Below are 20998 nucleotides of genomic sequence, written 5' to 3'. Positions count from 1 at the left end.
AGCGGCGCGCAGCGCCGTGCCGATCCGGGGTCCAGGAGAAAATTCGCGAAGCGGCAAGGGCTTGCGGCGAAGGCTGACGGCAGAAAGCTGTTGTGCCTTCGGCCCGTTCTTTTGCGGGGTCCCGGCGCGCCTTCCGCGCGCGCTTCCGGCGTCCGGGACACGGATCGTTCACTCCGCCGCGGTGGCCTGCGGCACGAAATCGGGCGTGTCGGTGGAGCTGTAGTTGAAGGTCACGTCCTTCCACGTCTCCAGCGCCTGCTTCAGCGGCGTGCAGTGGCGGGCAGCTTCCTTCAGGATGTCCGGCCCCTCATTGACGATGTCGCGGCCCTCGTTGCGGGCGAGGATCATCGCCTCCAGCGCCACCCGGTTGGCGGTCGCGCCGGCCTGGATGCCCATCGGGTGGCCGATGGTGCCGCCGCCGAACTGCAGCACCACATCCTCGCCGAGCAGGTCGATGAGCTGGTGCATCTGGCCGGCATGGATGCCGCCCGAGGCGACCGGCATCAGCTTGCGGGTCGAGGCCCAGTCCTGGTCGAAGAAGATGCCGTGGGCAAGGTTCTGCGGCACGAAATCCTCGCGGCAGAGGTCGTAATAGCCCTTGGTGGTGTGGGGGTCGCCCTCCAGCTTGCCCACCACCGTGCCGGCATGGATGTGGTCGACGCCGGCAAGGCGCATCCACTTGGTGATGACGCGGAACGACACGCCATGCGACTTCTGCCGGGTATAGGTGGAGTGGCCGGCGCGGTGCAGGTGCAGGATCATGTCGTTGCGCCGCGCCCATTTGGCCATGGACTGGATCGCGGTGTAGCCGATGATCAGGTCGATCATGACGATCGAGGAGCCGAGCTGCTTGGCGAACTCGGCGCGCTCATACATGTCTTCCATGGTGGCGGCGGTGACGTTGAGATACGTGCCCTTGATCTCGCCGGTGCCGGCCTGCGCCTTGTTCACCGCCTCCATGCAGTAGAGGAAGCGGTCGCGCCAGTGCATGAAGGGCTGCGAGTTGATGTTCTCGTCGTCCTTGGTGAAGTCGAGTCCGCCCTTCAGCGCCTCATAGACCACGCGGCCGTAATTGCGGCCGGACAGGCCGAGCTTGGGCTTCACCGTGGCGCCGAGCAGCGGGCGGCCGAACTTGTCGAGCCGCTCGCGCTCCACCACGATGCCGGTGGCCGGGCCGTCGAAGGTCTTCACATAGGCGACCGGCAGGCGCATGTCCTCAAGGCGCAGCGCCTTCAGCGGCTTGAAGCCGAACACGTTGCCGATGATCGAGGCCGAGAGGTTGGCGATCGAGCCGGGCTCGAACAGGTCGAGGTCGTAGGCGATATAGGCGAACCACGAGCCCGGCGCGTTCGGCACCGGGTCGACCCGGTAGCACTTGGCACGGTACTTGTCGCAGGCGGTCAGGCGGTCGGTCCACACCACGGTCCAGGTGGCGGTGGAGCTTTCGCCGGCCACCGCCGCCGAGGCCTCGATCTCGTCGACGCCGTCCTGCGGGGTGATGCGGAACACGGCGATGACGTCGGTGTCCTTCGGCTCGTAGTCGGGCTGCCAGTAGCCCATCTTGCGGTATTCCATCACGCCGGCGCTGTAGCGGCTGCGCTTCTCCTCGGTGGGCTTGGTCTTGTCGATCGCGTTCATCGATCTTCTCCCTGTGCGTTCCGTCGACGCGGCGTTGCAGCGCGCGCCTGAAAATCTCGTTGGCAGGCTCCCCGTGGAGAGCTTTGGCTATTCCGCCGCCACCCGGGCGCCGCCGATCACCGGATCGAGGCTGCCGGAGGCGTAGCGCTTGGCCATGGCGGCCAGCGGCAGAACCTTGATCTGCGCCGCGTGCCCCGCCGTGCCGAACTGCTCGAACCGCTCGCGGCAGAGGTCGCGCATCGCGTCCATCGCGGGTTTCAGGAATTTGCGCGGGTCGAACTCGGCCTTGTTGCCCTCCCCGACCTTGCGGAACTGCGCGGTCATGGCGAGGCGGCAATCGGTGTCGATGTTGACCTTGCGCACGCCGTGGCGGATGCCGCGCACGATCTCCTCCACCGGCACGCCCCAGGTCTGCGGCATCTGCCCGCCCGAAGCGTTGAACAGATCCTGCAGCGCCTGCGGCACCGAGGAGGAGCCGTGCATCACCAGATGCACGTTGGGCAGCCGGCGGTGGATTTCCTCGATCACGTGCATGGCGAGGATGTCGCCATCGGGCTGGCGCGAGAACTTGTAGGCGCCGTGCGAGGTGCCCATGGCGATGGCGAGCGCGTCGACCTTGGTGCGGGCGACGAAGTCCTCCGCCTGGTCGGGGTCGGTGAGCAACTGGTCGTGGCTCAGCACGCCCTCGGCGCCGTGCCCGTCCTCCTGTTCGCCGGCGCCGCTCTCCAGCGAGCCGAGCACGCCCAGTTCGCCCTCCACCGAGGCGCCGACCCAGTGGGCGGCATCGACCACCCGGCGGGTGATGGCGACATTGTACTCGTAGTCCGCCGGGGTCTTGGCGTCCTCGCGCAGCGAGCCGTCCATCATCACCGAGGTGAAGCCGTGCTGGATCGCCGAGAGGCAGGTCGCCTCGTTGTTCCCATGGTCCTGGTGCATGCAGATCGGAATGGCGGGGTACATCTCGGTCAGCGCGTCGATCATGCGCGAGAGCATGATGTCGCCGGCATAGGAGCGGGCGCCGCGGCTGGCCTGCATGATGACCGGCGCGTCGACGGCCTGCGCCGCCTCCATGATCGCGATGCCCTGCTCCATATTGTTGATGTTGAAGGCCGGCACGCCGTAGCCATGCTCGGCGGCGTGGTCGAGAAGCTGTCGAAGGGTGATGCGGGCCATTGGCTCTTCCTCTGGCTCAGGCGCAGGTCAGGAGGTCGCAGGTCGCGTCGACCACCGCCTCCGGCGTGATGTTGAAATGCCGGTAGAGATCGCCCGCCGGGCCGGAGGCGCCGAAGCCCTCCATGCCGACGAAGCGTCCGCGGTCGCCGATCCAGCGGTCCCAGCCGAGCCGGGCGGCGGCCTCGACGGCGACGCGCGGGGCGGTGCCCAGCACGGCACGGCGATATTCGTGGCTCTGGCGCTCGAAAAGTTCCCAGCACGGCATGGAGACGACGGCGGCATCGACCCCGCGCTCGGCCAGCAGGTCCGCGCCCTTGAAGGCGATCTCGACCTCCGAGCCGGTGGCCAGCAGCGTGACGTCGCGCCGGCGCTTCGGCTTGCGGGCGACATAGGCGCCATAGCCGACGAGGTTTTCTTCCGAATGCTCGATGCGGAAGGTCGGCAGGTTCTGTCGCGACAGTGCGAGCACCGAGGGCGTGCCCTCCGCGTGCAAGGCGAGCTGCCAGGCTTCCAGCGTCTCCACCGCGTCGGCGGGCCGGAACACATAGAGGTTCGGCGTCGCCCGCAGCATGGCGAGATGCTCGACCGGCTGGTGCGTCGGCCCGTCCTCGCCGAGGCCGATGGAGTCATGGGTCAGCACATAGACGACACGCTGGCCCATCAGCGCCGAGAGCCGCATGGCGCCCCTCGCATAGTCGGAGAACACCATGAAGGTGCCGCCATAGGGGATCGAGCCGCGGTGCAAAGCGAGACCGTTCATGACCGCCGCCATGGCGTGCTCGCGGATGCCGTAATGCAGATAACGGCCGGCATAGTTGCCGGGGGTCACCGAAACCATGCCCTTGGTAAGGGTAAGGTTGGAATGGGTGAGGTCGGCCGAGCCGCCGACGGTGAGGTCGGTCGCGCGGTTGATGACCCCCAGCGCCATCTCCGAGGCCTTGCGCGTCGCCACTTTCGGCGCGGTCTGCGAGAGTTCGCGCTTGTAGGCGGCTAGCTTCTCGTCGAAATCGGCCGGCAGGTCGCCCTCCATCGCCGCTTCGAAATCGGCGCGGCGGCCGGAGGCGGAAAGCCGCTTTTCCCAGGCCTCGCGGGCCTCGCGGCCGCGCTGGGCAACAGCCGCGAAGGCCGCGCGCACGCTTTCCGGCACCTCGAAGGGCGGATGGCTCCAGCCGAGCGCCGCCCGCGCGCCCTCGATCTCGGTGGCGCCGAGCGGGGCGCCGTGCACGGCTTCCGTGCCGGCCTTGGTCGGGGCGCCGAAGCCGATGGTGGTGCGGCAGGCGATCAGCACCGGCCGGTCGCTGGCGCGGGCTTCAGCGAGGGCATCGGTCAGGGCGTGATGGGCGTGGCCGTCGACCCGCATCACCTTCCAGCCCGAAGCCGCGAAGCGGGCGAGCTGGTCGGTCGACGTGGAAAGCGAGGTGCGCCCGTCGATCGAGATGCCGTTATCGTCCCACAGCACCACCAGCTTGGAGAGCTTCAGGTGCCCGGCGAGGTCGATGGCCTCGTGGCTGATGCCTTCCATCAGGCAGCCATCGCCAGCGATGACATAGGTGTGGTGATCGACCAGTTCGTCGCCGAAGCGGGCGTTGAGCATGCGCTCGGCCAGTGCCATGCCGACCGCCGTGGTCAGCCCCTGCCCCAGCGGGCCGGTCGTCGTCTCGACCCCGAGCGTGTGACCGTGCTCGGGATGGCCGGCGGTGACGGCACCGAGCTGGCGGAAGCTCTTCAACTGGTCGGTGCCCATGTCGGCATAGCCGAGCAGGTGGTTGAGGGCATAGAGCAGCATCGAGCCGTGGCCGGCGGAGAGGATGAAGCGGTCGCGGTCGGGCCAGTCGGGACGGGCGGGGTCCAGCGTCACGAAACGCGCGAACAGGGCGGTGGCGACGTCCGCCATGCCCATCGGCATGCCGGGATGGCCGGACCTGGCCTTCTCCACCGCGTCCATGGCAAGGGCGCGCAGGGCGTTGGCCATATCGTCATGGGGGATTTCGGCGAGGTCCTGGTACGGACGCAGGGCGGTCGAATGGCTGGTCAACATGCTGTCCTCCCGGTTCACGCGGCGCGCCGCTTCTTCTCGACGAGGTTGAGGATCATCGGCGTGAGGATGAGCTGCATCGCGATGTCGAGCTTGCCGCCAGGGATCACGATGGAATTGGCGCGGCTCATCCAGGAGCCCTGGATCATCGAGAGCAGGTAGGGGAAATCGATCCCGCGCGGGCTCTTGAAGCGGATGACGACGATCGATTCGTCGGCCGTGGGAATCCAGCGGGCGATGAACGGGTTCGAGGTGTCGACCGTCGGCACGCGCTGGAAGTTGATGTCGGTATGGGTGAACTGGGGGCAGATGTAGTTCACATAGTCCGGCATGCGACGCAGGATGGTGTCGGTCACCGCCTCGGTGGAATAGCCGCGATGCGACCGGTCGCGGTGGATCTTCTGGATCCATTCGAGGTTGATGACCGGCACCACGCCGATCTTCAGGTCGGCATAGCGGGCGACGTCGATATTGCCGCTCGCCACCGCGCCGTGCAGACCCTCGTAGAACAGCAGGTCGGTCGGTGTCGGGATCGGCTCCCAGGGGGTGAAGGTGCCCGGCGCGCCGCCATATTCGGCGGCTTCCTTGTCGTCATGGACATAGTGCCGGTACTTGCCGGTGCCGGTGTGGGAATAGGAGCGGAAGGTCTCCTCCAGTTCCTCGAACAGGTTCGAATCCGGCCCGAAATGGCTGTAGTGATGGTTGCCGCGGGCGGCCTCCTCGGCCATGACGCGCTTCATCTCGGCGCGGTCGTAGCGGTGATAGGCGTCGCCCTCGATATAGGCAGCGGCGACATCCTCGCGGCGGAATATCTGCTCGAAGATGCGCCGCACCGAGGTGGTGCCCGCGCCGGAGGAGCCGGTGACGGAGATGATGGGGTGATGGATCGACATGGGTCCCTCTCCGTCAGGCGCGCAGAAGGCCGCGACGGGCGAACAGGGGCGAGCGCTCCGGCATGGCGGCGGCGTCGCGGTGATAGCGGGCGATGCGCTCGACCTCGGCGCGCGAGCCGAACACCAGCGGCACGCGCTGGTGCAAATGCTCGGGCACGATATCGAGGATCGGCAGCCGCCCGTCGGTGGCGGAACCCTGCGCCTGTTCCATCAGGAAGGCGACCGGATTGGCCTCGTAGACCAGCCGCAGCCGGCCCTGGCCATAGCCCCGGCGGGCGTCGCCGGGGTAGAGATAGACCCCGCCGCGCACCAGGATGCGGAACACGTCGGCCACCATGGAGGCGACCCAACGGGTGTTGAAATCCTTCGCCCGCGGGCCGTCGGCGCCGGCCTGGCAGTCCTCGACATAGCAGCGTATGGCGATGTCCCAATGCCGCAGGTTGGAGCCGTTGATGGCGTATTCCGCCGTTTCCGGCAGCACCAGCGCACGCTCCTCGGCCAGCAGGAAGGCGCCGCTGGCGCGGTCGAGGATGAATATCTGGGTGCCGACGCCCACCGTCAGCACCAGCGCGGTCTGCGGCCCGTAGAGCAGGAAGCCGGCGGCGAGCTGGGCCCGGCCCGGCTGCAGCAGCGACCCCGGCCCGGCATAGGGCAGGATCGAGAAGATGGTGCCCACCGTCGCGTTGCTGTCGATGTTGGACGAGCCGTCCAGCGGGTCGACCGCCACGGCCAGCGTGCCGGCGGCGTCGAGCAGCACGGCCTCGTCGGCTTCCTCGGAGCCGAACAGCGCGACCGGCGCGGCCGCCAGCGCCTCGCGCACGAGGGTGTCGGCGATCAGGTCGAGTTCCTTCTGGCTGTCACCATCGGCGTGGAAGCCGCGAATGGTGGCGAGCGGGCCCGCCAGCGGACCGGCGGCCAGAAGCTCGGAAATCTTGCAGCCGGCGGCGGCCAGCGCGCACACGGCGCTGGCGACGTCACGACGCAGGGCGTCGGCCTCGGACCACCTTTCCAGGTGATCCTGCAATGTCGGGCGTGTCATGGCGTTCCCCAGTTAGGTCTTGGGCTTGAGCCCTTTGGCGCATCATTTCCGTAAGGCCTTCGAGCGGGGAACCCGAAGCGGCGGACGCCTCTTGTTGTCAGAAGGTTGCCTCAATTGCCGGCGTAAGGAAATTCGAATAATCTAACCTTCAACTTCAATTTATCTGAAATGTAATGTTCCATGCGTAATGCCACGCTCAAGCAGCTTCGCGCCGTCGCCGCCATCGTCGAAACCGGCAGCGTCACCGGCGCGGCCAGGAAGCTGAACGTCACCCCGCCGGCGGTGACCATGCAGGTGCAACTGCTCGAACAATATCTCGGCCTGCCGCTGCTCGACCGCGCCGGCGACCGCTTCCAGCCCAGCGCCGCCGGCCGCGAAGTGCTTGCCGCCACCGCCCGCATCGAGCAGGCACTGGCCGATTGCGGCGCCGCGCTCGATTCGATGAAAGGGCTGCGCTCGGGCCGGGTCTCGGTCGGGCTGGTCTCGACGGCGAAATATTTCGTGCCGGCGGCGCTCGGCGCCTTCACCCGGGCCCATCCCGGCATCGACGTGGTGATCTCGGTCGGCAATCGCGAGGCGATCATCGCCGGACTGCGCACCGATGCCATCGACGTGGCCGTCATGGGCCGGCCACCGCTCGACATCGAGGTCGACAAGACCCTGATCGGCGACCACCCGCATGTGCTGATCGCCCCCGCCGACCATCCCCTGCTCGGCCGGCGCATCCCGGCGGCGGCGCTGGCCAACGCCACCTTCATGTCGCGCGAGCCGGGCTCGGGCACGCGCGGGCTGATGGAGCGGTTCTTCCTTCAGTCCGGCATCGAGCCGCGCATCGGCATGGAGATCGATTCCAACGAGACCATCAAGCAGGCGGTGATGGCCGGGCTGGGGCTCGCCTTCATCTCCGCCCACACCATCGCCGCCGAAGTGGCCGACGGGCGCCTCGCCGTGCTCGACGTGGAGGGACTGCCGGAGGTGCGGCAATGGTTCGTGGTGAAGCGCTCGGCCAAGCGCCTGACGCCGCCGGCGGCGGCGCTGACCGAATTTCTCGCCCGGCGCGGGCCGGAATTCCTGCCTGACACGCTGCACCTGCCCGGCGTGGCGGAGGCACGGCAGGCGCGCGAGGCGGCGGCGCGGGTGCCGTAAGGGTCCGCACCGGGAATCGCGACCGCCGGCGGCCGCTTTACTGAAGGGAGGAAGCGCGGTTTTCCGGCGCCACCCTCCGGCGTCGGGAAACCCGGCGGGTCAGAACCCGGCTGGTCATGCGTTCCGGATCGGCCGCGCTCGCCGGATCAGCTGCGCTTGCCGGCCAGCCAGGAGAGCAGCGGATTGGCCGGCTCGGCCGATTTCGGCATGGCCTCCACCACGATGACCTCCTCGACCTGCCCCTCCTTGAAGGCGGCGAGGAAGGTGTCGTAGTCGGCGAGCGAGATGCAGCCATTGGAATCGCCGCGCGGCCCCAGCAGGTAGGGGTGCAGCAGGAAGCCGGTGCGGCCATACATCTTGCCGTCGCCGACCGGCGTCATCCGCACCGCTTCGGTGCCGTGGAACAGTGCCTCGCGCATGCGCAGCTTGTAGCGGTTCGGCGGGGTCGGGCCGCGCATCTTCACATGGACGTAGCGGACATCGTCGAACTTGTCGCCATAGCCGGAATGCGCCTCCAGCTTGCGGCCGCCGGGCAGATGCAGCTTCTTGGCGCCGATGTCGTAAATGGCGAACTTGTCCTCGGCGGTGGGGTAGCGCAGCTCGGCCTCGGGCGCCTCGGTGGCCGCCGGCGGGGCCGTCTCGTCCGGCATCTCGTCCTCCGCCATCGGCGGGGGAAGCGCGGCGAGCTGGGTCTCGGCGTCGGGCTTGCGCGGCGGGCGTGGCGCCAGCGTCAGCGTGTCCTCCGGCTCGTCGCCGGGCATCACCCGGCCGGCAAAGAGCGGGTTGGCCATGGGCAGCGGCACCGTGCTCACCGTCTCCATCGGCGGCACCACCTCGCCGGGAGCGGCAGCGACGGCGGGCGGACGGGCGACCATCGGGGCGGGATCGAACAGCCAGTCGCGCGGCGGCGCGAAGGCGCCGGAGGTACGGAAATTGCGGACGTCCATCACCGTGTAGACCGGCGGCGGCGACGGCTCGTCCACCACCACGCTGGCCACCTCGGGGGCGACCGGCTCCATGAGCAGCGGAGGATCGACGCGCGCGGCATCGGCCGGCGTGGGAAGGGCCGTGTTGGAAATCCACGCCACGGCCACCGCCACGCCGACGAAACCTGCCGAGCCGATGAGGAACGAGCCAACTAGCCGCATAGGCATCTCTACACAGATGACAAACCTTCGCGCGCGGCCCTCGGGCTGCCCACGTCCGGCGTCAGTCTTCGGTTGCACACGGCACCGGCGCCCAAGCCATTGTCCGCCGATGGCCCCCAAGCCAATTCGGTTTCTAGTCAAGTTTAGGTAATATTTCATTAATGCCGCGCCGACAACCCGACCGTGGCACCGACTCTTCGCATCTGCACAGCCACCCGAGACGCCCCGAACCCGCAGCACATAAGGGCTATCCGGCGTCATGCCGATGGCGCCCGCCCCAGTCTGGAATTATTAAAGAGTTTGATGCCGGCGGCGCCTCCGCCGGCACGGAGCGCGGGGCCGTCGTGACGCCACTCTCTTTCGCCAGGCTTGGTTTTGCCGATCTTGGTTTCGCCGAGCTTGTGCCCCGGGCCGGGCGGGCTCTCCGGCGGGCGATGCTGCCGGCACTGCTGCTCGCGCTGGCGGCGAGCGCGCTGGCCTGGGTCGCGGGGCAGGACACGCTCGCGGAGCGGATCTGGGCCGCCGCGACGGCGGCGGTGCTGGCCGTGCTGGTCGCCCACATCTTCGCCAGCCTGCGGCGCGGCGCGTTCGGGCTCGATCTCATCGCCGCCCTCGCCATGGGTTCGGCCCTCGCTTTCGGCGAGAACCTCGCCGGCGCCATCGTGGCGCTGATGTTCACCGGCGGCGAAGCCCTGGAGGCGTTCGCCCAGCGCCGCGCCGCCCGCGAGATGACGGCGCTGCTGGCGCGGCTGCCGCGCACCGCCTCGCGCTATGCCGACGGCCATCTGGCGGATGTTCCGCTCGAAGACCTCGCCCCCGGCGACCGCATTCTGGTGCGACGCGGCGAGGTGGTGCCGGTCGACGGCACGCTCGACGGCCCGACCGCGGTGCTCGACCAGTCGGCGCTGACCGGCGAGCCGCTGCCCGTGCGCCACGGGCGCGGCGATACCCTGATGAGCGGCTCGACCAATGCCGGCGACCCGTTCGATCTCCGCGCCACCCGCGCCGCGGCCGAGAGCACCTATGCCGGCATCGTCCGGCTGGTGGCCGCCGCCCAGCAGTCCCGGGCGCCGATGGCCCGGCTCGCCGACCGCTATGCGCTCGGCTTCCTGGTCATCACGCTGGCGCTCGCCGGGGCGGCGTGGGGGTTCAGCGGCGACCCGGTGCGGCTGCTGGCGGTGCTGGTCATCGCCACCCCCTGCCCGCTCATCCTCGCCGTGCCGGTGGCGATCATCTCCGGCATGTCGCGCTGCGCCGGGCGCGGCGTGCTGGTGAAGGATGGCGGGGCGCTGGAGCGGCTGGCCAAGGTGCGCGCCGTCGTCATCGACAAGACCGGCACACTCACCGGCGGGCGACCCCGCCTCGTCGACACCAAGGCGGGCCCCGGCTTCACGGACGACGAGGTGCTGCGGCTCGCCGCCTCGCTCGACCAGGGCTCGGCGCATGTGGTCGCGGCCGCGCTGGTGGAGGCGGCGGGCGAGCGCGGCCTCCGCCTCGATACCCCGGCGCAGCTCCGCGAGGAGGCCGGGTCGGGCCTCACCGGGCAGGTCGGCGGCCATCTCGTGGCGGTCGGCGGCCGAGGCTTCGTCGCGGCGCGCGGCGCGGCGCGCGGCATGGACGGCGCCATCGCCGACTGGGCCGGCCGGCCCGGCACCGTCATCGTCGCGGTCGCGGTGGACGGGGTGTTCGCCGGCGCGCTGCTGCTCGCCGACGCGGTGCGCGAGGAGGCGCGCTCGGTGCTCGCCGCCCTGCGCGGCATGGGCGTCACCCGCCTTGTGCTGGCCACCGGCGACGAGGAAGGCCGGGCGCAGGCGGTCGCCGCCGGGCTCGGCTTCGACGCCGTGCTGAGCGCGATGACGCCGCAGGACAAGGCGCGCACGGTGGCGGCCGAGCGCGCCAACGGCCCGGTGATGATGATCGGCGACGGGGTCAACGACGCCCCGGCGCTGGCCGCCGCCGATATCGGCGTCGCCATGGGGGGCGGCGGTTCGGGCGGGCACGCCTCGGTGGCGTCGTCGGAGGCCGCCGGCGTGGTGCTCCTGGTCGACCGGCTGGACCGGCTGATCGACGCCATGCGCATCGCGCGGCGCTCCCGCGCCATCGCGCTGCAGAGCGTCACGGCCGGCATCGGGCTGTCGACGCTCGGCATGATCGCCGCCGCCTTCGGGCTGCTGGCCCCGGTCGAGGGCGCGCTATTGCAGGAGGTCATCGACGTCGCGGTGATCCTCAACGCGCTGCGGGCGCTGCGCGCGCCCGGCCCCGGCCGGTAGGGGCCTCTTGCCGCCGCGCCCGGCCGTCGACGGCCACGCGCGCCCCGCCACTGGTGTTGCCGATCAGCATCACCATATGAGCCCCCGTGGGCCAGACCTGAGAGGGAAAGCGGCCTGCCAGGAGATGCCCATGAAGAAGACTGATCCCCGCCTGTGGATGTGGTCCGACGCCGTCGACATGCTCAACCGGGCCGAGCGGATGCACCGGCAGATGTTCCAGCCGGCCCAGCGCGCCGAAGCACCGGCGCGCCACCGCGCGCCGTGCTGGGAGCCGCCGGTCGACATGCTGGAGACCGAGCGCGAATTGCTGGTGCTGGCCGCCTTGCCCGGCGTCGACCCGGACCGCATGACCGTGTCGATCCAGAACGGCGTGCTCACCATCGCCGGCGAGCGCGTGCTGCCGCCCGAGCTGCGCCGCGCCACCATCCACCGCATGGAGCTGCCGCAGGGACGCTTCGAGCGCCAGCTCGCTCTGCCGCCCGGCCGCTACGACGTCGCCCACCCGCGCGTGGTCAATGGCTGCCTCGCCATTGTGCTGCGCAAGGTTTGAGGAGGGGACCCAACCGATGACACACCCCGATTTCGACAGATACGCCCCGCTGCGCATGGCCGATGCCGGCGCCGGCGCCGGAACCAACGGCAATGTGCCGGACGACCAGATGATCATCCTGCCGGTGCGCAATTTCGTGCTGTTCCCCGGCGTGGTGATGCCGGTGGCGGTGGCGCGCCCGGCCTCCATCGCCGCCGCCCAGCAGGCGGTGCGCGAGGGGCGCCCGGTTGGCATCCTGATGCAGCGCGACCCGGCGGTGGAGGAGCCCGGCCCGACCGACCTGCACCGCATGGGCGTGATCGCCAACATATTGCGCTATGTCACCGCACCGGACGGCACGCATCATCTGGTCTGCCAGGGCGAGCAGCGCTTCCATGTCGATGCGTTCGTGCGCGAAAAGCCCTTCCTGACCGCCCGCGTGACGCGGATCGAGGAGAGCGAGGAGCGCACCTCCGAGGTCGAGGCCCGCTTCGTCCACCTGCAGACGCAGGCCAATGAGGTGATGGAACTGCTGCCGCAGGTCCCGGCCGAGCTGGTCGCCGCCGTGCGCGGCGCCAATTCGCCGACCGGCCTCGCCGACCTCGTCGCCGCCTATGCCGACATCTCCCCGGACGAGAAGCAGGAACTGCTGGAGACGGTCGACGTCGCCGCCCGCATGACCAAGATCTCGCGGCTGCTCGCTCACCGCATCGAGGTGCTGCGGCTGTCGCAGGAAATCGGCCAGCAGACGCGGGCCTCGCTGGACGAGCGCCAGCGCGAGGTGCTGCTGCGCGAGCAGATGGCGGCGATCCAGAAGCAGCTCGGCGAGGATGGCGGCAACAGCCAGGAGATCGCCGATCTGGAAGCCGCGATCGCGGATGCCGGCATGCCGGAGGATGTGGAACAGATGGCCCGCAAGGAACTGGGCCGGCTGCGCCGCATGCCGGACGCCAGCGCCGAATACGGCATGATCCGCACCTATCTCGACTGGCTGATCGCGCTGCCGTGGAAGCTGCCGGAAACGGCGCCGATCGACATCGCCGAGGCGCGCCGCGTGCTCGACGAGGACCATTTCGGCCTCGACAAGATCAAGCGCCGCATCGTCGAATACCTCGCCGTGCGCAAATTGGCACCGAACGGCAAGGCACCGATCCTGTGCTTCGCCGGGCCTCCGGGCGTGGGCAAGACCTCGCTCGGCCAGTCGATCGCCCGCGCCATGGGCCGCAAGTTCGTGCGCGTGTCGCTCGGCGGCGTGCATGACGAGGCGGAGATCCGCGGCCACCGGCGCACCTATGTCGGCGCGCTGCCGGGCAACATCATCCAGGGCATCCGCAAGGTCGGCACCCGCGACTGCGTGATGATGCTGGACGAGATCGACAAGATGGGCTCCGGCATCCAGGGCGACCCGTCGGCGGCGATGCTGGAAGTGCTCGACCCCGAGCAGAACGGCACCTTCCGCGACAACTATCTCGGCGTGCCGTTCGACCTGTCGCGCGTGGTGTTCATCGCCACCGCCAACATGCTCGACACCATCCCCGGCCCGTTGCGCGACCGCATGGAGATTATCCCGCTCACCGGCTACACCGACCAGGAAAAGCTGCAGATCGCCCGCCGCTACCTCGTGCGCCGCCAGCTCGAGGCGAACGGGGTGACGCCGGAACAGGTGGAGGTCGAGGACGAGGCGCTCAGCGCCATCATCCGCGCCTATACCCGCGAGGCCGGCGTGCGCAACCTGGAGCGCGAGATCGGCCGGGCGGTGCGCCATGTCGCGGTCGACATCGCCGAAGGCACGGTCGCCACGGCGAAGATCGGCGTCGGCACGCTGCCCGAGTTGCTCGGCCCGCCTGTGTTCGAGGACGAGGTGGCGCTGCGCGTCTCGGTGCCGGGCGTGGCCACCGGCCTCGCCTGGACCCCGGTCGGCGGCGACATCCTGTTCATCGAGGCGACCCGCATGCCCGGGCGCGGCGGGCTGATCCTCACCGGCCAGCTCGGCGAGGTGATGAAGGAAAGCGCACAGGCGGCGTGGAGCCTCGTCAAGAGCCGCGCCGTCGAGCTCGGCATCGACCCTGGCCTGTTCGCCACCAGCGACGTGCATGTGCACGTGCCGGCCGGCGCCACGCCGAAGGACGGGCCGAGCGCGGGCGTCGCCATGTTCACCGCCCTGGTTTCCCTGCTCACCGGCCGCACGGTGCGCAAGGACACGGCGATGACGGGCGAGATCAGCCTGCGCGGTCTGGTGCTGCCGGTCGGCGGCATCAAGGAGAAGGTGGTGGCGGCGGCGCGGGCGGGACTCACCCGGGTGATGCTGCCGGCCCGCAACCGGCGCGACTATGAGGACATCCCCGAGGACGCGCGGGACCGGCTGGAATTCGTCTGGCTGGAGCGGGTGGACGATGCCATCGCCAACGCGCTGGAGCCGGTGGCGGCGGCCGGCGAGGCGCCGTCGCTCAAGGCGGCGAGCTAGCCCCGCCGCGCGGCACGAAGGCCCAGGGCCGTCCCGGACTCCCCGGGGCGGCCTTTCTTCCGCCGTGGCGGCCGGAGATGACCGCGCCGGGGAATCCGGCTAGAGACGCCAGCCTGGACCCGGTCGACGGATATTCGCCATGGAGAGTTTCTGGTCGCATTACTGGCCGCACCTCGTGCTGGTCACGAGTGGCACGGTCGGCGTCGTGGCGGCCATCCATGCCGCCATGACCAAGGACGACGTGCGCGCCGCCATCGGCTGGGTCGGCGTCATCCTGCTCTCGCCGCTGATCGGCGCCTTCCTCTATCTGGTCGCCGGCATCAACCGCATCCGCCAGAGCGCCGCCGGACGCCGGCGCGCCAGCCAGGATCGCCACCGCCGGCTTGGGCGCCCGCCCATCGCCATCGCCCTCTCGCCCAGCCTCTCGGCGATGAAGCGGCTGGGCGACCGCGTCGCCGCCTTCCCGCTGACCAGCGGCAACGCGGTGCAGATGCTCGACAGCGGCGACGCCGCCTATCCCGCCATGCTCGCCGCCATAAACGGAGCGAAGCGGCATGTCGCGCTCTCCTCCTACATCTTCGACAACGACCCGGTCGGCGTCGAATTCGCCGGGGCGCTGATCGCCGCCCACCAGCGCGGGGTCGCGGTGCGGGTGCTGATCGACGCCATCGGCGCGCGCTATTCGCGCCCCTCCATCGTCGGGCGGCTGCAGGCCGGCGGCGTGGTCACCGACCTGTTCATGGGCAATCTCATCGGCCCGCGCCTGCCCTATGCCAATCTGCGCAGCCACCGCAAGATGCTGATCGTCGACGGCACGCTGGGCTTCACCGGCGGCATGAACATCCGCGCCCAGTTCACCAGCGCCCATGCCGGCGACGACCCGGCGCGCGACACCCATTTCCGCGTCGAGGGGCCGGCGGTGGAGCAACTGCTCACCGTGTTCGCGCAGGACTGGGCCTTCACCACCGACGAGCATCTCGACGGCCCGGCCTGGGCGGAGGGCGACCACGCCACGCCGCGCGGGCCGGTGGCGGTGCGGGTGGTGCCTTCCGGCCCCGACCGCAACCTCGCCTGCGCCCACTCGGTGATCATGGGCGCGCTCACCATGGCGCAGAACCGGGTGCGGCTGTGCTCGCCCTATTTCCTGCCCGACCAGCAGCTCATCGGCGCCTTCGCGGTGGCCGGCCGGCGCGGCGTCGAGGTGGATGTCGTCATCCCCTCGGCCAACAATCTGAAGCTGGTCGACTACGCCATGACCGCCCAGCTCGACCAGGTGCTCGCCGGCGAGTGCCAGGTGTGGCGGGCGGCCGGCATGTTCGACCACTCCAAGCTGATGACGGTGGACGGCTGCTGGGCCTATGTCGGCTCGTCCAATCTCGACCCGCGCAGCCTGCGGCTGAATTTCGAGCTCGACCTCGAACTCTACGATCCCGCCATCGCCGGCGCGATCGAGGCCCGCATCGGCGCGATGGTGGCCGCCGGGAGCCGCGAGACATTGGCCACCCTCGCCGCGCGCCCGTTCCTGAAGAAGCTGCGCAACCGCGCCATCTGGCTGGCCTCGCCCTATCTGTGAGGGACGACGGCGCGGACCCGCGCCCGCGCCGTCACCCGCTCATCCCACGCCGCCACGACTTGCCGCCCGCGCGCCGGGACGTCACTCGGCCAGCTGTCGCTCTTCGCTGCCGGTCGCGGCGATCGGCGTCATCCCGTCCGACTGGCGCTCGAACAGCCGGCGGTAGCGCCCGCCCGGACGGGCGAGCAGCGCTTCGTGCCGGCCGTCCTCGAGGATGCGGCCATGCTCGAACACCAGGATACGGTCCATCGCCCGCACCGTGGAGAGCCGGTGCGCGATGACGATCGCCGTGCGCCCCTGCATCAGCCGCTCCATCGCCTGCTGGATCGCGCCTTCCGATTCCGAATCGAGGCTGGAGGTCGCCTCATCCAGAATGAGGACCGGCGCGTCGGCGAGGAAGGCGCGGGCGATGGCCACGCGCTGGCGCTCGCCGCCCGACAGCTTCACGCCCCGCTCGCCGACCAGCGTGCGATAGCCCTTCGGCAGCCGCTCGATGAAGTCGTGCGCATTGGCGAGACGCGCCGCGCGCTCGATCTCCGCCGCGCTGGCGCCGGGCCGGGCATAGGCGATGTTCTCCGCCAGCGTGCGGTGGAACAGGATCGGCTCCTGCTGCACGATGGCGATCTGCTGGCGCAACGAGGCCTGCGCCACCTCGCGCACATCGTGGCCGTCGATCAGCACCCGGCCGTCGCTGACGTCGTAGAGCCGCTGCAGCAGCTTCACGAAGGTGGTCTTGCCCGAGCCGGACGGCCCCACCAGCCCCACACGCTGCCCCGCCGGGATCACTACGTCGAGACCCGCGAACAGCGGCGCGGCGTGCTGGCCATAGTGGAAGGTGACGTCCTCGAACCGCACCTCGCCGCCGCGCACCGCCAGCGGCTGCGCCGCGTCGCGGTCGGCGACGCCGGCAGCGAGGCCGTGCAGGTCGACCATCTCCTCCATGTCGTTCACCGCCCGCTGGAGGTTGTGCACATGCTGGCCGATCTCGCGCAGATAGCCATGCAGCACGAAATAGGTGGTCAGCACATAGGTGACATCGCCCGGCGTGGCGCGGCCCTGCCACCACAGCCACAGCGCCGTGGCGGTGACCGCGGTGCGGATCACCCACAGCAGCGCGAACTCGCCGCTGGCGCTCCAGGTCGCCAGCATCCAGGTGCGCCGCACCCGCCGGCGCCAGCGCGTCACCACCGTGGCGAGGCGCGCGTCCTCACGGTCCTCGGCGCCGAACGCCTTGACCACCTGGTTGGCGCCCAGCGTGTCGGACAGTATCCCGCCGATGCGGGTGTCCCACGTGTTGGACAGCCGCGCCGCCGGGGCTACGACGCGGGTGGCGAGCGTGACGGTGAGCGCGCCATAGGCCAGCGCGCCGACCGCCATGACCAGCCCCATCAGCGGCCAGTGCAGCATCAGCAGCAGCACCGTGCCCGCCAGCACCACCACCGAAGGCAGCAGCGAGAGCAGCAGCACGTCGTTGATGACGTCGAGCGCCCACATGCCGCGGGTGATCTTGCGCACGGTGGAGCCGGCGAAGCTGTTGGCGTGCCAGTCGCTGGAAAAGCGCTGCACGCGATGAAACGCCTCGCGCACCACATCCGACATGATGCCGATGGTGAGCGGCACCACGGCCCACCAGGCGAGATGGCGCAGCCCCACCATGGCGAGGCCGAGGCCCGCCATCATGAGGAAGGCATCGAGCGCGGCCGGGGCCTCGCTCCTGCCGGCGGTCAGGGCGTCGATCAGCCGGCCGGCGTAGAGCGGGACGAAGACCTCGGTCAGCGTCGCCAGGACGATGGCCGCGCCGATGCCCGCCGCCATCGGCCAGCGGCGCGCCCAGTGGCGGAAGGTGTAGGCAAGGACGTTGCGCAGCGCGTCGGCGCCGCGTTTGGACGAGATGGACATGGGAATCGCAGGCGCGAAAGGCGCGCCTCTCCTGCGAAGGAAACGAGCACAGCGGGGAAATCAGGTGACCGGATGGCGGGGGAGCGCGGCTCCGCGGCCTGCCGAACTAACCGTGTGGCTTCACAGCCGGGGTGGGCTGACGAAACAGAATATTCATTCGCGCCCCTCCCTGGTTCGCAGTGTCACTGGCGGCTTCCTACCACGGCCGGGCCGCCCGGGCAATCTCGCCGGGCCCGGGCCGGCGGGTCCGCAGAGGCCACACGGAGCCGGCATGGCGCCGGCATGGCGCCCGGGCGTCGACACCCGAAAAAACAAAAGCCAGCCCCGGCAGCGGGGCTGGCTTGAAGGAGACGGACGGTCCGTCTCGGGAGGCGCGGCGGCGGGAAGCGCCCGCCGCGTGTTCCTTACGCAGCGGCGACGGCTTTGATGTCGACTTCCGAGATCGTCTTCAGGACCTGGGAAGCGATCTTGTAGGGGTCCCCCTGGGAATTCGGGCGGCGGTCCTCAAGATAGCCCTTGTAGTCGTTGCGCACGAAGGAGTGCGGCACGCGGATGGAGGCGCCACGGTCGGCCACGCCATAGGAGAACTTGTTCCACGGCGCGGTCTCGTGCTTGCCGGTCAGGCGCATGTGGTTGTCGGGGCCGTAGACGGCGATGTGGTCGTCGAGGTTCTTCTCGAACGCCGCCATCAGCGCCTCGAAATACTCCTTGCCACCGACTTCGCGCAGATACTTGGTGGAGAAGTTGCAGTGCATGCCCGAGCCGTTCCAGTCGGTGTCGCCGAGCGGCTTGCAGTGGAACTCGATGTCCACGCCGTATTTCTCGGTCAGGCGCAGCAGCAGGTAGCGGGCCATCCACACCTCGTCGGCGGCCTTCTTGGAGCCCTTGCCGAAGATCTGGAATTCCCACTGGCCCTTGGCGACTTCCGCGTTGATGCCTTCGTGGTTGATGCCGGCCTCGAGGCAGAGTTCGAGGTGCTCCTCGACGATCTCGCGGGCGACGTCGCCGACATTCTTGAAGCCGACGCCGGTGTAGTAGGGACCCTGCGGCGCGGGGTAGCCATGCTCGGGGAAGCCGAGCGGACGGCCGTCCTTGTAGAAGAAGTATTCCTGCTCGAAGCCGAACCAGGCGCCTTCGTCGTCAAGGATGGTGGCGCGGGCATTGGACGGGTGCGGGGTGACGCCGTCCGGCATCATCACTTCGCACATCACCAGGGCGCCGTTCTTGCGGGCCGGGTCGGGATAGACCGCGACGGGCTTGAGCACGCAGTCGGAGTTGCGTCCCTCGGCCTGCTCGGTGGACGAGCCGTCAAAGCCCCACAGGGGCAGTTCCTCGAGCGAGGGGAAGTGGTCGAATTCCTTGATCTGCGTCTTGCCGCGCAGGCCCGGCGTCGGCGTGTAGCCGTCGAGCCAGATATACTCGAGCTTGTACTTCGTCATTGCGTGTCTCTCATCACTTAAGACCGGGTGCCGAACAGCCCTGGTCGTTGCGCCGGCCGTGCGAGGAAGGTCGGCCGCCAACGGCTAGCTTCACACAAGCATATGCTGTGCCAAATGCGTCCGACCCGTGCCGTCCAGCTACCCCGGCACGCTATGCAGCACGGGCCCGGGGGCGCTGCGGGTGACCGGCGCCGAGCGTGATTCGCCTGAGTCCTGCGGGGCTTGCGGCGGCCGCCCCGGCGCGGCCGCGCTGTTGCGGCGCATCGCGCCGTGCAACCGGGAGGAGGAGAGCGGCGTTATACATCAAGCTTTTGCGTCAGCATGTGGCAGTGCACATATTCTATGCGTTTTGTGATTGTAAAATGTGCATCTTGCGCAAACGCCATGCAAAAGATGTTATATGTAAATCAAGGGCTGGCGCAGGAACGCGCAGCCGGAAAGGAGAAACGTGCCATGAATACGCATATCGATGCCGCGACCCGGCGCGAAAGCGCGCAGATCGTTCAGTTCCCCGTCGGCGGCCGTGCCGGTCTCGCCACCCGCCGGCCGGATCTGCTGTCTTCCGAGGCCCTCAAAGTATCGCCCCGCGTGAATTTCGGGAGCTGGTACCATGAAGAGGCGATCAAGGAAGACAGCGGACGCACGAACTGAGCCGCATCCGTGTTTGCCACACCGATGCTGCCGCGTGCCCCGCACGTCGCCGAACGCCTTTGCACCACGCCCGCAAGAGGGCCGCGACCGACCGTCCGGCCCTCTTGTCATGTCTGAGCCGCGCCGGCCGCTGCCCCGGCCCCGCGGCTAGCCGAAGATTGACCAGCCCAGCCGCTGGGTCAGCTTTTCCAGCGCGATGCGGCCGAGATGCGAATTGCCGCTGGCGTCCAGCCCCGGCGACCACACCGCGATCGAGGCCTTGCCCGGCGCCACCGCCAGGATGCCGCCCCCCACTCCGCTCTTGCCCGGCAGGCCGACGCGATAGGCGAATTCGCCCGAGCCGTCATAATGGCCGCAGGTCAGCATGATGGCGTTGATGCGCCGCGCCCGCTCCGGCGACACCACCGAGAAGCCGGTCGCGGGGTTGCGCCCGCAATGGGCGAGGAAGCGCCCGGCCATGGCGAGCTGGCGGCAGCTCATGGCGATGGCGCAGTGGTGGAAATAGACGCCGAGCGTGAAATCGACCGGGTTCTCCAGCACGCCGAACGACTTCATGTAGTTGGCCAGCGCCCGGTTGCGGAAGCCGGTGCGCTGCTCGGAGGCGGCCACCGCCTCGTCGATGCCGATCGCCGGGTCCTCGGCGAGGAACTGCAGGAAGCGCAGGATCTCGCCCAGCGTGTCGCGCGGCTGGTGGCCGGAAAGGATGACGTCGGTGACGGCGATGGCGCCGGCATTGATGAACGGGTTGCGCGGAATGCCGTGCTCGTTCTCCAGCTGGACGATGGAGTTGAACGGGCTGCCCGAGGGTTCGCGCCCCACCCGCCGCCACAGCCGGTCGCCGATCTTGCCCAGCGCCAGGGTGAGGGTGAAGACCTTGGAGATGCTCTGGATCGAGAACGGCACATCGGCATCGCCGCCCACCACCGTGCGGCCCTCGCCATCGACCACGGCGATGCCGAAGGCGCCGGCGTCGACCCGCGCCAGTTCGGGAATGTAGCTCGCCACCTCGCCGCGATCAGGACGGGCGCGCATCTCGTCGGCGATGTCGCGGACGACGGTTTCGAGTTCGGGCACGGGTCTGTCACCTCGGGCTGCGGCGGG

Annotated in this window: 15 protein-coding genes; 6 read left to right on the top strand and 9 right to left on the bottom strand. The window is 69.5% G+C overall.

Annotated elements, in window-relative coordinates; genetic code table 11:
• Positions 1–168: 168 nt before the first annotated feature.
• From KHC23_RS01080 to KHC23_RS01060, 5 genes are all read right to left on the bottom strand, one after another.
• Complete coding sequence (locus KHC23_RS01080) at positions 169–1638, bottom strand: form I ribulose bisphosphate carboxylase large subunit (RefSeq protein ID WP_213368464.1); 1470 nt, start codon at positions 1636–1638, stop codon at positions 169–171.
• An 87-nt stretch (positions 1639–1725) separates the two neighbouring features.
• Positions 1726–2811: a class II fructose-bisphosphate aldolase gene (gene fba / locus KHC23_RS01075; RefSeq protein WP_213368462.1), complete on the bottom strand. Its 1086-nt coding sequence runs from the start codon at positions 2809–2811 to the stop codon at positions 1726–1728.
• Between the two features lie 16 nt (positions 2812–2827).
• Positions 2828–4849: a transketolase gene (gene tkt, locus KHC23_RS01070; protein WP_213368459.1), complete on the bottom strand. Its 2022-nt coding sequence runs from the start codon at positions 4847–4849 to the stop codon at positions 2828–2830.
• 14 nt (positions 4850–4863) lie between these two features.
• Positions 4864–5739, bottom strand: a complete 876-nt coding sequence (locus tag KHC23_RS01065; protein WP_213368457.1) for a phosphoribulokinase — start codon at positions 5737–5739, stop codon at positions 4864–4866.
• A gap of 13 nt (positions 5740–5752) precedes the next feature.
• Positions 5753–6778 (bottom strand): class 1 fructose-bisphosphatase, encoded by a 1026-nt coding sequence (locus KHC23_RS01060; RefSeq protein ID WP_213368456.1) that lies wholly within the window; start codon positions 6776–6778, stop codon positions 5753–5755.
• A 180-nt stretch (positions 6779–6958) separates the two neighbouring features.
• Between KHC23_RS01060 and KHC23_RS01055 the strand changes: the two genes are divergently transcribed.
• Positions 6959–7924 (top strand): LysR family transcriptional regulator, encoded by a 966-nt coding sequence (locus KHC23_RS01055; protein WP_213368454.1) that lies wholly within the window; start codon positions 6959–6961, stop codon positions 7922–7924.
• A 146-nt stretch (positions 7925–8070) separates the two neighbouring features.
• Here KHC23_RS01055 and KHC23_RS01050 read toward each other — a convergent pair whose 3' ends face one another.
• The gene (locus KHC23_RS01050) at positions 8071–9072 is read right to left on the bottom strand and encodes a DUF2778 domain-containing protein (RefSeq protein ID WP_213368452.1); all 1002 of its coding nucleotides are present in this window, start codon (positions 9070–9072) and stop codon (positions 8071–8073) included.
• Positions 9073–9506: 434 nt separating this feature from the next.
• On the opposite strand from KHC23_RS01050, the gene KHC23_RS01045 reads away from it, so the two are divergent.
• From KHC23_RS01045 to KHC23_RS01030, 4 genes are all read left to right on the top strand, one after another.
• A complete protein-coding gene (locus KHC23_RS01045; protein WP_213369073.1) occupies positions 9507–11342 on the top strand; it encodes a heavy metal translocating P-type ATPase in 1836 nt (611 codons plus the stop codon).
• Between the two features lie 130 nt (positions 11343–11472).
• The gene (locus tag KHC23_RS01040; protein ID WP_213368451.1) at positions 11473–11892 is read left to right on the top strand and encodes an Hsp20/alpha crystallin family protein; all 420 of its coding nucleotides are present in this window, start codon (positions 11473–11475) and stop codon (positions 11890–11892) included.
• Between the two features lie 16 nt (positions 11893–11908).
• Complete coding sequence (lon, locus tag KHC23_RS01035) at positions 11909–14335, top strand: endopeptidase La (RefSeq protein ID WP_213368449.1); 2427 nt, start codon at positions 11909–11911, stop codon at positions 14333–14335.
• A gap of 139 nt (positions 14336–14474) precedes the next feature.
• Positions 14475–15908: a phospholipase D-like domain-containing protein gene (locus KHC23_RS01030; protein WP_213368447.1), complete on the top strand. Its 1434-nt coding sequence runs from the start codon at positions 14475–14477 to the stop codon at positions 15906–15908.
• Positions 15909–15989: 81 nt separating this feature from the next.
• On the opposite strand, the gene KHC23_RS01025 is transcribed toward KHC23_RS01030, so the two are convergent.
• Both KHC23_RS01025 and KHC23_RS01020 read right to left on the bottom strand, forming a co-directional pair.
• Complete coding sequence (locus KHC23_RS01025) at positions 15990–17807, bottom strand: ABC transporter ATP-binding protein (protein WP_213368445.1); 1818 nt, start codon at positions 17805–17807, stop codon at positions 15990–15992.
• 404 nt (positions 17808–18211) lie between these two features.
• A complete protein-coding gene (locus KHC23_RS01020) occupies positions 18212–19246 on the bottom strand; it encodes a glutamine synthetase beta-grasp domain-containing protein (RefSeq protein WP_213368444.1) in 1035 nt (344 codons plus the stop codon).
• A gap of 453 nt (positions 19247–19699) precedes the next feature.
• On the opposite strand from KHC23_RS01020, the gene KHC23_RS01015 reads away from it, so the two are divergent.
• On the top strand, positions 19700–19897 hold the full coding sequence (locus KHC23_RS01015) for a DUF2735 domain-containing protein (protein WP_213368442.1): 198 nt from the start codon (positions 19700–19702) through the stop codon (positions 19895–19897).
• A 147-nt stretch (positions 19898–20044) separates the two neighbouring features.
• Here KHC23_RS01015 and KHC23_RS01010 read toward each other — a convergent pair whose 3' ends face one another.
• Positions 20045–20929: a glutaminase gene (locus tag KHC23_RS01010; RefSeq protein ID WP_246544029.1), complete on the bottom strand. Its 885-nt coding sequence runs from the start codon at positions 20927–20929 to the stop codon at positions 20045–20047.
• Positions 20930–20998: the final 69 nt, after the last annotated feature.

Origin of the sequence: Ancylobacter dichloromethanicus, from assembly GCF_018390645.1 — a bacterium.
GTDB classification, from domain to species: Bacteria; Pseudomonadota; Alphaproteobacteria; order Rhizobiales; family Xanthobacteraceae; genus Ancylobacter; species Ancylobacter dichloromethanicus.
This window is presented reverse-complemented; position numbering and strand designations above follow the sequence as displayed.

Bases quoted from the DNA above. Each gene is read 5' to 3' on its own strand.
- KHC23_RS01080 (WP_213368464.1), bottom strand. From the start codon at position 1,638: ATGAACGCGATCGACAAGACCAAGCCCACCGAGGAGAAGCGCAGCCGC.
- fba (WP_213368462.1), bottom strand. From the start codon at position 2,811: ATGGCCCGCATCACCCTTCGACAGCTTCTCGACCACGCCGCCGAGCAT.
- tkt (WP_213368459.1), bottom strand. From the start codon at position 4,849: ATGTTGACCAGCCATTCGACCGCCCTGCGTCCGTACCAGGACCTCGCC.
- KHC23_RS01065 (WP_213368457.1), bottom strand. From the start codon at position 5,739: ATGTCGATCCATCACCCCATCATCTCCGTCACCGGCTCCTCCGGCGCG.
- KHC23_RS01060 (WP_213368456.1), bottom strand. From the start codon at position 6,778: ATGACACGCCCGACATTGCAGGATCACCTGGAAAGGTGGTCCGAGGCC.
- KHC23_RS01055 (WP_213368454.1), top strand. From the start codon at position 6,959: ATGCGTAATGCCACGCTCAAGCAGCTTCGCGCCGTCGCCGCCATCGTC.
- KHC23_RS01050 (WP_213368452.1), bottom strand. From the start codon at position 9,072: ATGCGGCTAGTTGGCTCGTTCCTCATCGGCTCGGCAGGTTTCGTCGGC.
- KHC23_RS01045 (WP_213369073.1), top strand. From the start codon at position 9,507: ATGCTGCCGGCACTGCTGCTCGCGCTGGCGGCGAGCGCGCTGGCCTGG.
- KHC23_RS01040 (WP_213368451.1), top strand. From the start codon at position 11,473: ATGAAGAAGACTGATCCCCGCCTGTGGATGTGGTCCGACGCCGTCGAC.
- lon (WP_213368449.1), top strand. From the start codon at position 11,909: ATGACACACCCCGATTTCGACAGATACGCCCCGCTGCGCATGGCCGAT.
- KHC23_RS01030 (WP_213368447.1), top strand. From the start codon at position 14,475: ATGGAGAGTTTCTGGTCGCATTACTGGCCGCACCTCGTGCTGGTCACG.
- KHC23_RS01025 (WP_213368445.1), bottom strand. From the start codon at position 17,807: ATGTCCATCTCGTCCAAACGCGGCGCCGACGCGCTGCGCAACGTCCTT.
- KHC23_RS01020 (WP_213368444.1), bottom strand. From the start codon at position 19,246: ATGACGAAGTACAAGCTCGAGTATATCTGGCTCGACGGCTACACGCCG.
- KHC23_RS01015 (WP_213368442.1), top strand. From the start codon at position 19,700: ATGAATACGCATATCGATGCCGCGACCCGGCGCGAAAGCGCGCAGATC.
- KHC23_RS01010 (WP_246544029.1), bottom strand. From the start codon at position 20,929: ATGCGCGCCCGTCCTGATCGCGGCGAGGTGGCGAGCTACATTCCCGAA.